Source organism: Chitinophaga ginsengisoli, assembly GCF_003014595.1.
GTDB lineage: Bacteria > Bacteroidota > Bacteroidia > Chitinophagales > Chitinophagaceae > Chitinophaga > Chitinophaga ginsengisoli.
Window position 1 is genome coordinate 56,332 of the sequence record NZ_PYGK01000020.1, and the last position, 14,876, is coordinate 71,207.

14 protein-coding genes are annotated in these 14,876 nt (G+C 47.1%); 7 read left to right on the forward strand and 7 right to left on the reverse strand.

Translation table 11 applies throughout. The features are described from left to right. Positions 1-29: 29 nt before the first annotated feature. The 7 genes from purD to CLV42_RS30535 all read left to right on the forward strand — a co-directional run bounded on the left by purD (position 30) and on the right by CLV42_RS30535 (position 8,370). Positions 30-1,307: a phosphoribosylamine--glycine ligase gene (gene purD / locus CLV42_RS30505; protein WP_106605733.1), complete on the forward strand. Its 1,278-nt coding sequence runs from the start codon at positions 30-32 to the stop codon at positions 1,305-1,307. Between the two features lie 364 nt (positions 1,308-1,671). Next, positions 1,672-2,694, forward strand: coding sequence for a rod shape-determining protein (locus CLV42_RS30510; RefSeq protein WP_012787871.1), 1,023 nt, complete (start codon positions 1,672-1,674; stop codon positions 2,692-2,694). Between the two features lie 65 nt (positions 2,695-2,759). Continuing rightward, on the forward strand, positions 2,760-3,647 hold the full coding sequence (gene mreC, locus CLV42_RS30515; RefSeq protein WP_170117712.1) for a rod shape-determining protein MreC: 888 nt from the start codon (positions 2,760-2,762) through the stop codon (positions 3,645-3,647). Then, entirely contained in the window at positions 3,644-4,153 is a 510-nt protein-coding gene (locus CLV42_RS30520; RefSeq protein ID WP_106605735.1) for a rod shape-determining protein MreD, read from the forward strand. The genes mreC and CLV42_RS30520 overlap by 4 nt, the downstream gene beginning before the upstream one ends. A gap of 201 nt (positions 4,154-4,354) precedes the next feature. Then, the gene (mrdA, locus tag CLV42_RS30525; RefSeq protein WP_106605736.1) at positions 4,355-6,310 is read left to right on the forward strand and encodes a penicillin-binding protein 2; all 1,956 of its coding nucleotides are present in this window, start codon (positions 4,355-4,357) and stop codon (positions 6,308-6,310) included. A 6-nt stretch (positions 6,311-6,316) separates the two neighbouring features. Further along, complete coding sequence (gene rodA, locus CLV42_RS30530; RefSeq protein WP_106605737.1) at positions 6,317-7,606, forward strand: rod shape-determining protein RodA; 1,290 nt, start codon at positions 6,317-6,319, stop codon at positions 7,604-7,606. A gap of 17 nt (positions 7,607-7,623) precedes the next feature. After that, on the forward strand, positions 7,624-8,370 hold the full coding sequence (locus CLV42_RS30535; RefSeq protein ID WP_245901775.1) for an MBL fold metallo-hydrolase: 747 nt from the start codon (positions 7,624-7,626) through the stop codon (positions 8,368-8,370). A 77-nt stretch (positions 8,371-8,447) separates the two neighbouring features. On the opposite strand, the gene CLV42_RS30540 is transcribed toward CLV42_RS30535, so the two are convergent. The 7 genes from CLV42_RS30540 to CLV42_RS30570 all read right to left on the reverse strand — a co-directional run bounded on the left by CLV42_RS30540 (position 8,448) and on the right by CLV42_RS30570 (position 14,834). Then, the gene (locus tag CLV42_RS30540) at positions 8,448-8,924 is read right to left on the reverse strand and encodes a hypothetical protein (RefSeq protein WP_106605738.1); all 477 of its coding nucleotides are present in this window, start codon (positions 8,922-8,924) and stop codon (positions 8,448-8,450) included. A 1-nt stretch (position 8,925) separates the two neighbouring features. Continuing rightward, positions 8,926-9,846, reverse strand: a complete 921-nt coding sequence (locus tag CLV42_RS30545) for a hypothetical protein (RefSeq protein ID WP_106605739.1) — start codon at positions 9,844-9,846, stop codon at positions 8,926-8,928. A 102-nt stretch (positions 9,847-9,948) separates the two neighbouring features. Further along, positions 9,949-10,500 (reverse strand): RNA polymerase sigma factor, encoded by a 552-nt coding sequence (locus CLV42_RS30550; protein WP_106605740.1) that lies wholly within the window; start codon positions 10,498-10,500, stop codon positions 9,949-9,951. Positions 10,501-10,577: 77 nt separating this feature from the next. Then, on the reverse strand, positions 10,578-11,540 hold the full coding sequence (locus tag CLV42_RS30555) for a transketolase family protein (protein WP_106605741.1): 963 nt from the start codon (positions 11,538-11,540) through the stop codon (positions 10,578-10,580). A 45-nt stretch (positions 11,541-11,585) separates the two neighbouring features. Further along, positions 11,586-12,614 carry a UDP-glucose 4-epimerase GalE gene (galE, locus tag CLV42_RS30560; RefSeq protein ID WP_106605742.1) on the reverse strand — a complete coding sequence of 343 codons (1,029 nt, stop codon included), beginning with the start codon at positions 12,612-12,614 and terminating at the stop codon, positions 11,586-11,588. Between the two features lie 158 nt (positions 12,615-12,772). Beyond that, positions 12,773-13,642 carry a glucose-1-phosphate thymidylyltransferase RfbA gene (rfbA, locus tag CLV42_RS30565; protein ID WP_106605743.1) on the reverse strand — a complete coding sequence of 290 codons (870 nt, stop codon included), beginning with the start codon at positions 13,640-13,642 and terminating at the stop codon, positions 12,773-12,775. 187 nt (positions 13,643-13,829) lie between these two features. Continuing rightward, a complete protein-coding gene (locus tag CLV42_RS30570) occupies positions 13,830-14,834 on the reverse strand; it encodes an inorganic phosphate transporter (RefSeq protein ID WP_106605744.1) in 1,005 nt (334 codons plus the stop codon). Positions 14,835-14,876: the final 42 nt, after the last annotated feature.

Below are 14,876 nucleotides of genomic sequence, written 5' to 3' on the forward strand. Positions count from 1 at the left end.
GAGCAAAAGCAGCGAATTTATTTTTTCATATGAAGATATTATTATTAGGAAGTGGTGGCAGGGAACACGCCCTGGCATGGAAAATGGCACAGAGCACCTATTGCGAGCAGTTATTCATTGCCCCAGGCAATGCGGGTACTTCTCAATATGGTCAGAACCTGGACATCGCTGTTTCGGATTTTGAAAAAATAAAGACCTTTTGTGTTGAGAATGCGATCTCCCTGGTAGTACCCGGCTCGGAAGAGCCGCTGGTAAAAGGCATTTACGATTACTTTCAGCAGGATGCCGCTTTACAGCATATTCCGGTAATGGGCCCATCTGCCCTGGGTGCCCAGCTGGAAGGCAGTAAAGCATTTGCAAAGCAGTTCATGCTGCGCCATAATATCCCCACTGCCGCTTACCGCGAGTTCAGTGAGGAGAATTATGAAGAAGGCGTAGCCTACCTGCGTGCGCATTCCCTGCCGATCGTACTCAAAGCCGACGGACTGGCAGCTGGTAAGGGGGTGGTGATCCTGAGCGATCATGAAGAAGCAGTGGCTGAGTTTTCACAGATGATCAAAGAAGCGAAGTTTGGCGATGCAAGCAGGAAAGTAGTAGTAGAGCAATTCCTGACAGGGATCGAATTGTCGGTATTTGTACTGACAGACGGACATTCCTATCAGATACTGCCTACTGCAAAGGATTATAAGAGGATCGGAGAAGGAGATACCGGCCTGAATACAGGTGGTATGGGCGCTGTTTCCCCGGTGCCATTCGCCGGCAAGGCATTTATGGACCTGGTGGAAGAACGTGTCATCCGCCCTACAGTGGCAGGACTTGAAAAAGAGCAGATCGCCTACAACGGGTTTATCTTCTTCGGATTGATCAATGTAGACGGTGATCCGTTTGTCATTGAGTACAATTGCCGTATGGGCGACCCCGAAACCGAGGTGGTGATGCCGAGATTACAGAACGATCTGCTGGAGCTTTTCAAGGCCGTAGAGGAAGGACAGCTTTCGGCACAGACAATTTATGAAGATGCCCGTGTGGCAACAACCGTTATGCTGGTGGCAAAAGGCTACCCTGAAGCGTACGAAAAAGGAAAGGTAATCAGCAATATACCGGCGCCTACGCAGGATCAGTTGGTGTTTCAGGCAGGAACGAAGGCCGTTGGAGGAAATATCCTCACCAATGGAGGTCGTGTACTGACTATAACTTCCCTGGCAGCTGATCTGGGCATTGCGTTGACCCATAGCCGGCAAACTGCTGAAATTATTGATTTTGAAGGCAAATATTACAGGAGGGATATTGGTTTCGAGTTCGTGTAGCAGATGTTCATTTGCGCCTTTCACGCCTTGCCGGCGCGAAAAGTGTAGTCTGGACCAGTGTCCCGTTTAAGTGTCGGGAAGGGTCGTGGGGACGACCGGAGAGTGTATAACTCATTCATATAGAGTACACAATTAACACAAGCCATTTTTCGTTTAAGCGTTTTCGAGAGTCATTACTATGCCGGCTGTATACCTTGCCATTAAATGTTGCAACTTATTAACCGGCTCAGCAGATACAACAGATACAATAAAGAAGATTTTTTAATATTTAGTTGTATTATTGAGAAAACAAACAATTTTTAGATTGTATATTCGTTGGAATTATTCATTTTTGCACACAATAATATTTTGACCATATTAAGCAATGGGGTTCTTTAATTTTTTAACACAGGAAATAGCGATTGACTTAGGTACAGCTAACACGCTGATCATACACAACGACCAGGTGGTGGTGGATGAACCTTCCATTGTAGCTATAGAGCGCGCAAGCGGTAAAATCGTGGCTGTAGGAAAGAAGGCCATGATGATGCACGAGAAGACACACGAATACCTGCGTACGATCCGCCCCCTGAAAGATGGTGTGATCGCGGACTTTAATGCAGCTGAAGGGATGCTTCGCGAGATGATCAAACTGGTGTATCCCAAAAAGCCCTTATTCTCCCCCAGCTGGCGTATGGTTATCTGCATACCCTCCAGTATCACAGAAGTAGAAAAACGCGCCGTACGCGACTCTGCCGAACAGGCAGGCGCGAAGGAAGTGTTCCTCATACATGAACCTATGGCTGCTGCCTTAGGTATCGGCATTGACGTGGAAGAACCAGTAGGTAACATGATCATCGATATCGGAGGTGGTACCACCGGTATTTCCGTGATCGCCCTGGCAGGTATCGTTTGTGACCAGAGTATCCGTATTGCCGGTGACGAATTCACCGCTGATATCATGGAAGCCCTGCGCCGCTACCATAGCCTGTTGATCGGTGAAAGGACCGCTGAACAGATCAAGATCCAGATCGGCTCCGCACTGAAAGAACTGGATAATCCACCAGATGATGTAGCTGTGAATGGCCGTGACCTTGTAACAGGTATTCCTAAACAGATCATGGTATCTTACCAGGAAGTAGCAGAAGCCCTGGATAAATCCATCTTCAAGATCGAAGAGGCTATCCTGAAAGCACTGGAAACTACACCTCCGGAACTGGCTGCAGATATCTACCGCAGGGGATTGTACCTGACCGGTGGTGGTGCGCTGCTCCGCGGACTGGATAAACGTCTTACTCAGAAGATCAAGTTGCCCGTACACGTTGCTGACGATCCGTTACGCGCCGTGGTAAGGGGTACAGGAATAGCACTGAAACACGTAGGTAAGTATCCGTTCCTAATGCAATAATATCAGGAAATGTACAAGGCAGCCCGTAACTGCCTTGTACACTTTCTACCAAGAAAATATATCCTGTGCGTAATCTCATCATTTTCTTTAGGCGCTATTTTAACTTTTTTCTGTTTTTGCTGCTGGAAGTGATTTGCATTGTGCTGGTATTCCGGAACAACGATCTGCAGAAATCAGCCTACCTCAACTCCGCCAATAGTCTCAGCGCCAGGTTATACGAACGTTACAACAATGTGGAGTATTACTTCCACCTGAAAGCTACCAATGATAGCCTGGTGAAAGAAAATGCCCGCCTCCATAATATGTTGCGCACCAGCTTTGACAGCGTTTCCATTAACAACCTTGTGAAAGTAGACACCATCCGCCACTACAGCACCGACACCACCCGTAAAGTGATCGGCACTGAAGTACGCCGCTATCTGTACAAAGAAGCAAAGGTGGTGAACAACAGTATCAGTAATCCCATTAACTATATTACCATCAGAAGGGGCCGCGCAGACGGCATTAAACCCAATATGGGTGTTGTAGGCCCCAGTGGCGTAGTAGGTGTGGTACGTAGCGTGAACGACAACTACGCCGTAGTACTCTCCCTGCTGTCCAAAGGTCGCAGCTTCGGGTTCAGCGCCCGCCTGAGCTACAGTAAAGAAATGGGTACCGTACGCTGGTATGGTGGTGAAGCAGGATATGCAGTGATGGAAGATGTGCCTAAAAGTGTAAGACTGATCAAAGGAGATACCGTCGTAACAAGTGGTTATTCTGCCTTATTCCCGGAAAATATTCCCATCGGCTACGTGGAATCTTATACCCTGGCAGATAAATCCAGCACTTCCTATACCATCAGGATCAAACTGGCCACCAACTTTTATAATCTTCAGTATGTCTATGTCATAGACAACCTGCTGAAAGAACAACAACAATCTTTGGAAGACTCAACCTACAGGCTGATTAAATGAGTATACTGTTAAGAAATATTATCCGTTTCGTGCTCTTACTGCTCCTGCAGGTATTTGTACTGCAGGATATTCGGTTACACCAGTTGGTAGGTCTTAACCTGTACATGTTGTTCGTATTGTTGCTGCCTTTCAATATGCCCCGCCCCGCATTGATGCTGCTGGCATTGCTGATGGGCCTTGGCCTGGACATGTTCATGAATACTATGGGTATGCACGCTGCTGCCTGTGTATTCATTGCGTACCTCCGCCCGTTCATCATCAATGTACTGTCTCCGCAGGGTGGTTTCGAAACAACCCAGAAAACACCTTCCATGACCAGCATGGGAGTGTCCCAATTCCTGACCTATATCGCAATCCTGGTATTCCTGCATAACCTCGTGTATTTCCCGCTGGAGGTATTCAGCTTTGCGAGCTTCTTCTATCTGCTCTTGAAAATCCTTTTATCAACAGCGGCCAGTATCGTACTGATCGTGTTGTACGAGTTACTGTTCTTTTCCAGGAAGTAGGCGGAGAATTAGTCCAGAGACCATATTTTATGAGATGATTATGTTTTGTTAAAATCAACAATGAGAACAGATAGCACAGAACGTAATCTCTAACTTTAGAAACAAATTGAACGTCACATTATAAAGCAACAGGTCGCTTGCTTCATCTTTCTGCCGGAACGGTGGGAGAGGCCGTGAAGTGGCCACATTATTTCAGCGGAAATGTCTGTCTATAATCAGCCCAGGAAAAGAGTAATACAGTTTATCATCCTTGGAATGGTATTAGTAATTATTACCAGGTTGTTCTTTTTGCAGGTAGTGGAAAAGAAATATTCCAAGCTGGCGGATGCCAATGCGGTACTTCGCAAAGTGGTATATCCCAGCCGTGGTATTATCTATGACCGCAAAGGCAGGAGTATCCTCAGCAATGATGCGATGTATGACCTCGTGGTAACGCCTATCAACGTGAAGAACATTGATACGGCTTACATGTGTGAGATCCTCCGGATCGATAAGGAAGAATTTAGAAAACGTATCACCAGCGCTATCATTAAGAACGGTAGCCGTCGTGTATCCGTATTTGCTTCCCTGCTGCCACCCGAGATGTTCGGCCGCCTGCAGGAAAGTATGTATATGTTCCAGCCGGGCTTCGAGTTGGTACAACGCCAGATCCGCTCCTACCCCTTCAATGCTGCTGCCAACATCCTCGGTTATATCGGAGAGGTATCTCCCCAGATGTTGCAGAAACCAGCCTACAGCGCCTATAACCAGGGTGACTACCTGGGTATGACCGGTCTGGAAAGAACATACGAAAGTGTGCTGATGGGACAGCGTGGTATACAATATCTCGTAAAAGACAACCTGAACCGCCCGCAGGGGCCATATGAAAAAGGCGAGTTCGATACTGCAGCTATTGCCGGTAAGAATCTCCGCCTGGCACTGGATGTTGATCTCCAGGTACTGGGTGAACACCTGATGCGTAATAAGATCGGCAGTATCGTTGCGATCGACCCCCGAACAGGAGGTATTCTGACTATGGTGAGCGCTCCTACCTTCGACCCGAACCTGCTGACAGGCTCTTACCGTGCCCGTAACTTCAGCAGACTGTTTGCCGATACAACAAAACCACTCTTTAACCGCGCCATACAGGCTGGTTACCCACCGGGATCTTCCATGAAACCGCTTACCGCCCTGATCGCATTGGATGAAGGTGTGATCACGCCTAGCTTTGGTTTTCCATGTTTCGGCGCTTATACCTATTGCGGCCGGCCAATTGCCTGTACGCACCATAATGCAGGGCACGCAGCCAACCTGCGACTGGCCATTGCCAACTCCTGTAACGCTTATTTCGTACACCTGTACCGTATGGAGGTGGATGCCGCCAAATGGGGTGGTGTGAAGAAAGGACATCAGAAATGGCATGACTATATTTCCACTTTCGGCCTTGGACACAGACTGGGCGTGGATATCCCGGGTGAATCTCCGGGTAAGGCGATTGATACCGCCGGTATGAATAAACTTTACCGCGGTCAATGGAACTCCTGCTCAGAGCTGTACGTAGGTATGGGCCAGGGCCAGGTAGTTGCTACGCCTATGCAGATGGCGAATGCCATGTGTATTATCGCCAATAAAGGTTATTACTATCTGCCGCATTTCGTGGATAAGATCGACAATGACAACACCGAACTGCTGACAAAATTCAGAGAGAAACATACCGTAGCGCACGTATCCGACTCTGTTTATATGCCGGTGATATACGGTATGGAGGACGTGGTGGAAAGAGGTACAGGTCAATCTGCCAAAATAGAAGGTGAGATCGTGTGTGGTAAAACAGGTACGGCTGAGAATAATGCCATCGTGAACGGAAAGCTAGCAAAACTGAAGAACCACTCCGTATTTGTGGCGTTTGCCCCAAGGGATAATCCGAAGATCGCTATTGCCGTGATCGTGGAGAACGCCGGTTTCGGTGCTACTTATGCAGCGCCTATCGCGAGTCTGATCATGGAGAAATACCTGCATGATACGATCTCCGTGAAGCGTAAGCCACAAATGAAAACATTGCTGGAATACAACACACTGGACCCTGTTGTAAGGGAAAAGTCCAAGCTTGACTCATTGAATGGAGCCAGCGCAAAAATGACATCAGACGAGATACTTAAACTTTATTTCCGGGATTAATCAGTTATGAACCGTCGGCAGCAAATAAAATTGACAGAAGGTATTGACTGGCCTATTATGGGCCTTTATATGGGGATCGTGTTTGTGGGGTTGTTATCTATCTTCGCAGCTGAGTACAGGGAGGGAGATAATATCTGGAATGATATCCTCCACCTGAACAAGAACTACTCCCGCCAGTTGATGTGGCTGGGTGTATCAGCCGTATTGGCTACTATCATCTGGCTGACAGACAGTAAGTTCTTTACTGCTACGGCCAACCTGCTGTATGCCGGTGGATTGCTCTTACTGTTACTTGTGTTGGGCATCGGTAAAGATGTTAAGGGATCGAGTTCCTGGTTGGTAATTGGCGGTTTCCAGTTTCAGCCGGCGGAACTGACGAAGCTCTGTACCAACCTGGCCCTGGCCAAATATCTCTCCTCTATAGAAACTGATTTTACCAAACTGCGCTCCAGGCTGATCGCCGTTGCCCTGACGCTGGTACCTTGTGCGATCATCATCCTGCAATCAGAAACCGGGTTGGCGCTGGTATATTTCTCCTTCTTCCTTGTGATGTATAGGGAAGGCCTGCCGGGAGTATTGCTGGTGATCGCTTTCTCGGGGATCGTGCTGGTATTGTCGGCCCTGCTTGTCGATAAGAATATCCTCTTTATCATATTCTCCGTTATCACGGTACTGGTGATTTACTTCAGTCGCCGGGAAATAAAGCGTAACCGGTCCAGGCTGGCCCTGATACTGGGTATCTGGGCATTCTGCTCCGTGTTTGTGATGTTTGTAGTGCCGTTTGCTTTCACTAAAGTGCTGAAAGATTACCAGGTACGCCGTATTGAGGTAATGCTGGGTAAAGAGAATGATCCGAAAGCAACTTACAACACCCGCCAGAGTATGATCGCTATCGGTTCCGGTGGTTTTATTGGAAAGGGGTATCTGAAAGGTACCCAGACCCGTTACGATTTCGTGCCTGAACAGAGTACTGACTTTATCTTCTGTACGATAGGTGAAGATTTCGGCTTCCTGGGCTCTCTCATATTTATTGGTCTTTATGTGGCCCTGCTCTTACGGATCATTTTTGTGGCGGAGCGACAGCGATCGACATTCAGCCGTGTATATGCTTATGGGGTGGCCAGTATTGTCTTTTTCCACATGTTCATTAATATTGCCATGACCATCGGTCTGGCGCCGGTAATCGGAATCCCGCTTCCATTGGTCAGTTACGGTGGTTCCTCCCTGATGACATTTACCATGTTAATTTTTATCATGCTGCGACTGGATGCCGACAGGCAGATGGTATTACGATAGTTGCATATCTTTGGGGAATGGCACGTATTATACCATTATCAGAAGGGGCTTTTACAGTAGACGGGACAAAGAAATTTATTCCTTTTAATCCTGATACGGATTCAATGCAGCAGCGCTCCGGTGGCTCGCTGTTGGTAGAAATTCAACCATTTCTAGTGATCACAGACCAGGATTATATCCTGCTGGACGCTGGCCTGGGCTATCGTAACGCGGATGGCGTTTTACAGATACACCAGCACCTGATCGACAACGGGATCAATCCCATGGAGATCACCAAAGTGCTGATGAGCCACTTACATAAAGATCATTCCGGTGGGATCTCCATCGTAGATCCTGTAACCGGAGAGCGAAGCCTGAGTTTTCCGCAGGCCACCTATTATGTGAACAGGCATGAAATGGATTACGCCCTGGAGCATGACGGAAAATCCTATCATGCAGAAGACGTCCGCATCCTGCGGGAACGGGATAATGTCATTTTCACAGAAGGGAATGGCTCCATTGACGACTACATCACTTATGAAGTGACCGGGGGACATTGTCCCTATCATCAGGTCTTTCTGATAGATACCGGCGACGATAAGATATTCTTCGGAGGGGACGAAGCGCCCCAGGTTTCATATATGAAACGCCGTTTTGCAGCCAAATATGATTATGACGGGAAGCGGAGTATGGAGCTACGGGAGCAGTTTAAGCAGCGTGCAGCCCGCGACGGATGGACTTTCCTTTATTATCATGACACCAGGCTGCCCTTCGGGAAGCTCTGATGAAGTAAGAGTACTATAAATAAAAAAATAAGGAGCACCGTCTGTGCTCCTTACTTTTTTATCGTCCGATATGGTATTTATTGTCTGAATCTTCTTGCGCCGGGGCCACCCAGGTTTCTGGCTTGCCTGTCTTTTATGGTCCGGATCAGCTGGTTACGGAACTCCCGTTCTGATCTGAATACAACCCCCGCTTTAGCAGCAGGCAATACTCTCTGGAATTCCTGGCTGTAATGCGTTTTGATATCCAGCATACGGCGTTCATACCCTAATTCCTTATCATCAGCAGGCTGCTGGTTTGTCTGCGGCATCTTATTCTTCATACGGCGTTCCGCGATGAGGATCTCCACTTCCTTGGTATATTGATTATATAGCGGCCAGAATTTCTGTGCCTCATCAGGGGTAAGGTCCAGCTTTTGTGAAAGGTATGCTATTTCCGCTGCGCGGATGCGATCCTTTATTTCATTGTCGCTGCTACCTTGTTGTGCCTGACTGACTGGAGGGTGGCAAAACAATGAGAGTGCGATAAGTATAAATAATGTGTAAAGTTTTTTCATCTCAGTTGTCTGTTATGCTTTCGTTTAACAAACCGGTGTTGTCTAAATAGTGTTGTATGGCTTCTGCTGGTAACTCTTCTACTCCCGGAATCGCATTATTTTCTTCTACTAATGGTGTATTGCTGCTGAGTTCTTCCTTATCAAAAACGTCCGTATGGGACTGGAGGTATTCCATAATCTCCTGGTCGCTGACGCTGGCCAGGGTTTTTTCCATCATATTGGCGCCGCGGTAGTTGCTCTTGATAAAGAACAGGGTACTCACGCTGACCAGTGCTACCAGGCAAGCAGCCACGGCCCATCCCATATACCTGCGGGTATTCATCCTGCGGATGATCGGGGCGTGGACAGGTGCTGATACATGGTTGATGTCAGCCATTACAGCAGTGCTTAACTGGTCAAAATAACCGGCGGGCACCGATAAAGGCATCGTTTTAGGGATACCTGCCAGCAAAGGAGACAAGGTGGCCAGTTCTTCCTGTACCGCTGTAGCAGATGGGGCAGTTGTAGTGCCTTCTGTTTCTGCTATACGGGCCATTACTACCGCGCTCAGCTGGTCAAAGTAACCGGCAGGCGCAGACATGGGGAATACTTTTGGCATATCTGCCAGGAAGGAAGATGTTGCTTCATCTGGCAGTGTCTGCTGTGCTGCGGTGATATTTTGCAGGATCTGTTGTGACAGTTGTTCGAAATAACCCGGAGGTACGGATAAGGGAAGGGACTTAGGTACTCCGGCCAGCAGTGGGGAGAGCGTTTCCAGCTCTTCCTGTACTTCGGCTGTGTGTACCTTTTGCAGGATCTGTCCGGGCAGCTGCTCGAAATAACCAGCGGGCACACCTCCAAAAGAGGGGTTCAGCGTAGTCCATTGAGCATCAGGGATGATCTCCCGCAGTTCGTTCGCAATATCGTTGTCTCTGGATCTCATACAGATTTTAGACAGTGGAAGATAACAATAGTTTAAACAGGTGGTAGTTTCGTCTCTAAAAAAATGCAATTCACCTCATAAAAGTACGAAGATGTCGCATTTTCAGCTATTACGGATGAACTCTTCAATCTTTTTTACAGCGTGATGGTAGGAGGCTTTGAGCGCGCCTTCGGAGGTATCCAGCACACGGCTCATTTCTTCGTACGGCATCTCGTCATAGTACCTCAGATTAAATACAATTCTTTGTTTTTCAGGAAGTGCCAGAATTGCCTTTTGCAGTTTCCACTCCAGTTTGTTGGGATCAAATTGTGCATCTGCTTTCAGGGTATTGCTAAGGCCTGTTTCTACATCTGACAGTGATACAGCATTGTTTTTCTTTTGCTTTTCCAGGAAGGTGAGGCATTCATTGGTGGCTATTTTATAGAGCCAGGTATACAGCTGGGCATCTTCACGGAATCCTTCCAGGTTCTTCCAGACTTTTACAAACACATTCTGCAATACATCATTGGCGTCATCATGGTCCAGTACCAGCCTTCTGATATGCCAGTAAAGCCTTTCCTGGTATTTCTGGATGATACAGGTAAAACCCTTCTCCTTTGTGGCGGGATCCCTGTATATAGCCAATAATGTCTTATCATCCTGATGTATGCTCATTCTTAGGTTAAATGGTTTACATAAAAAAAACCACCTATAAGATGGTTTTTTCTATGTAAAGTTTAATCCGGTACAGATTATTTCTTCTTTCTTGCTATTGCTTTTTCAGCCGCAGCAACGATATGATCTGTATCCAGGCCATATTTTTTCAACAGGTCCAGTGGTTTACCACTTTCACCGAAAGTATCGTTTGTACCTACGTATTCGATAGGAATTGGATTGTGACGAGCCGCTACCTGTGCGATGCTGTCGCCCAGACCACCCAGTACGTTATGCTCTTCAGCAGTTACAGCGCAACCGGTTTTAGTGATGGAACGCAGTACAGCTTCTTCATCCAGCGGTTTAATAGTGTGGATATTGATGATCTCAACACTGTAACCTCTTTCTTCCAGGATCTTACCTGCTTCAACAGATAACCATACCATGTGACCGCAGGCAAACAGGGTAATATCTGTTCCTTCATGCAGTACCTGAGCTTTACCTACTTCGAATTTCTGATCTTCTGCAGTGAAGTTAGGCCATTTCGGACGGCCGAAACGCAGATATACTGGTCCTTCGTAATCAGCAACAGCGATAGTAGCAGCTTTAGTCTGGTTGAAATCGCATGGAACGATTACGGTCATGCCCGGGAGCATTTTCATCATACCGATATCTTCCAGGATCTGGTGGGTAGCACCATCTTCACCAAGTGTTAAACCGGCGTGAGATGCGCAGATCTTTACATTCTTGTTGGAATAGGCAACAGACTGGCGGATCTGGTCGTATACACGGCCTGTAGAAAAGTTCGCGAACGTAGTTGTATAAGGGATTTTACCACCGATGGTCATACCGGCAGCGATACCTATCATATTTGCTTCTGCGATACCTACCTGTACAAAGCGGTCAGGAAACTCCTTAATAAAGGCATTCAGTTTCATAGAACCCAACAGGTCGGCAGTCAGTGCTACTACATTTGGATTTTTACGCCCAGCTTCTAATATACCTTCTCCAAAGCCTGCGCGTGTCTCTTTCTCATTTAACGGTTTAATATCTTTTACCATAGCCTTATATTAAGAATTGAGTAGTAAATGTAAGAAATAAACTTTTTAATTGCTAAGAACCCTGTCTCTTAAAGCGACTTCCCATTGCCAGGCAGTACGCATCATGTCTTCTATACCAATATTCGGTTCCCAGCCCAGTGCTTCCTTGGCTTTGGTATTATTAGCATAGATAGCGATCACATCGCCCGGGCGACGGGGGCCCAGTTCATAGTTCAGTTTTACGCCAGAGATCTTTTCAAACGCCTTGATAGCTTCCAGTACGGTCACGCCGTTGCCGGTACCCAGGTTGAAGACCTCACAATTGTCGGTATTCTTCTGGTCCAGCAGGTACTGCAGGGCTCTTGTATGGGCATTGGCAATATCCATTACATGGATATAATCGCGGATGCAGGAGCCATCGCGGGTGTCGTAGTCATGGCCAAACACGGTCAGCTTAGGGATCTTGCCGATAGCTGTCTGGGTAATAACCGGTACCAGGTTGTCTGGGCGGCCCAGTGGCAGTTCCCCGATCAGTGCAGACGGATGTGCGCCTACCGGATTAAAGTAACGCAGCAGGATGGACTGGGTATCATTTACCCGGCTATAGTCCTGGATCATCTGCTCGCCCATTTGTTTGGTGCGGGCGTATGGGGACTGTGCTTCTCCCAGCGGAGTGGCTTCTACTACGGGCAGTTCTGTAGCGTTACCATATACAGAGCAGGAAGAGGAGAATACCAGGTTAGGGACATTGAACTCTTTCACACACTTCAGTACATTCACCAGGGAAGCGAGGTTATTATGAAAATAAAGTAAAGGATCAGCTACAGATTCAGGAACTGTTTTGAGTGCTGCAAAGTGGATCACACCTACGATATCACGGTTTTCGTGGAATACGGCATGTGTATCTTCGAGGTTGCAGAGGTCTACCTTGTAGTTACGGATCTTTTTGCCTGTGATTTTTTCTATGCCGTCCAGCAGTTGTGTGCTGCTACGGATGTTGCTGTCTACTGAAACTACGTCAAAGCCATTGTTAATCAGATCTACGATAGTGTGCGCGCCAATATAACCACAACCACCGGTAACAAGAACCTTCATATGTGTGTATTTTTTTTGAATGTTTTAGGATTAATTACAATCAGATGTGCAAAGAACCTGGAATTAAGGATCGGGATTTAGGTCCCGTTAATGCTGATTTTGATCAATTGAGTTACGAATGTACGTTTCCTAATCCTTAATTCTTAATTTTTCATTGTTCAGATCTTATGTTCAATGATCTTTTCGAGATATTGTCCATAACCGCTTTTCAGCAAGGGTTTGGCAAGCGTCTGTAACTGTTCGCGGGAAATAAAACCTTGTCTGTAAGCAATTTCCTCTATACAGGCAATCTTAATACCCTGGCGTTGCTCGATGACCTGTACAAACTGTGATGCCTGCATCAGGGAGTCGAAGGTACCGGTATCCAGCCAGGCAGTACCGCGGGGCAGGATAGACACTTTCAGTTTCTCGCGGCGCAGGTATTCCCTGTTCACATCGGTGATCTCGTATTCACCACGTGGGCTGGGCTTCAATGCTGCTGCTATGTTGATCACATCGTTGTCGTAAAAGTATAATCCCGGTACGGCATAACTGCTTTTGGGCTGTTGTGGCTTTTCCTCTATGGATACCGCCTGCATCTTGTCATCAAACTCCACTACGCCATAGCGTTCGGGGTCAGATACCTGGTAGGCGTATACGATGCCTCCTTCTGGTTTTACGTTGTTAGCCAGTTGTGTACCCAGGCCGGCGCCATAAAAGATATTATCACCCAGTACCAATGCTACATTGTCGTCTCCGATAAAGTCACGGCCTATAACAAATGCCTGCGCCAGGCCATTGGGAAGCGGTTGTTCCGCATAACTCAGGTTGAGACCGAGTTGCGTACCGTCGCCAAATAATCTTTTGAAAGCAGGCAGGTCGTGAGGGGTAGAAATGATCAGTATCTCTTTTATACCGGCCAGCATCAATGTGGAAAGTGGGTAATAAATCATCGGCTTATCATAGACCGGCATGATTTGTTTGCTGATGGCATAGGTAATGGGGTGTAAACGCGTCCCGGAACCTCCGGCCAGTATAATACCTTTCATAGCATTTATTATAAAAATGAATAATAGAAATAGGTTCTTCAAAAAGCCTTACAAAAATAGGGGGCTCTGTGATAAAAAAAAGGAAAAAACTGAAAAAGCAGTTGCATTAAAAGAGAAAGCCCTCCGGTCATTCCATTGGTAATGGGCGATGCCGGAGGGCTTATTATAATAAGTAGTAAACCGTCTGTTAGATGAAAAGATTGACTACAAAGTAAACAAAAGCAGCCAGTAATGCACTGATAGGAATGGTCAGTATCCATGCCCAGAGCAGGCTCACTGTTACGCCCCAGCGTACGGCGGAGAGACGTTTCGTAGCTCCTACGCCGATAATGGAACCGGTAATGGTGTGGGTAGTACTCACGGGAATACCCAGTGCTTCGGTGAGATAAAGTGTAACCGCACCCGCAGTTTCCGCAGCTACACCTTCCAGCGGTGTCACCTTGGTGATACGGGAGCCCATTGTTTTAACGATCTTCCAGCCACCACTCATCGTACCAAGGCCTATGGCCATGAAGCAGGACAATGGTACCCAGTTCGGAACATCCTTAATATCAGCAATAGTACCATGGGCCACCAGTGCGGCAGCGATGATACCCATTACTTTCTGGGCATCGTTACCACCGTGTGCCAGGCTAAGGGCGCCTGAAGAGAGCAGCTGTAAACGTTTGAACCAGTTTTCAGCCCTGTATGGATTTGCCTTACGGCAAACATTCATAATAATTATGGTGATAATAAACGCTACCAGCATCCCTATGAAGGGGGCGAGGGCAATGAAGTAAATGATAGGCATTACCTTGGCGTAGTTGATCACATCGAAAGAGCCATGGGCAGCTGCTATGGCTGCGCCTATGAAACCACCGATAAGGGTATGTGAAGAACTGGAAGGAATACCATACCACCAGGTCAGCAGGTTCCAGGTAATGGCTGCTATGAGGCCGCAAAGAATCACTTTCAGGGTAATGAACTGTTCAAAAACCGATTTAGCGATCGTATTACCTACCTTAAACTCACCATAAACGTATTTGGAAATAAAGAAAGCTGCGAAGTTGAATACTGCGGCCCACAGTACTGCCTGGAAAGGTGTCAGCACTTTTGTGGATACGATGGTGGCTATGGAGTTAGCCGCATCATGGAAGCCGTTAATATAATCAAATATGAACGCCAGTATAATGATCGAGACAAGTAAGGTCATTAGAAAGTAGTTTGCATTAAATAGGCAGGCGGATATGCTTAA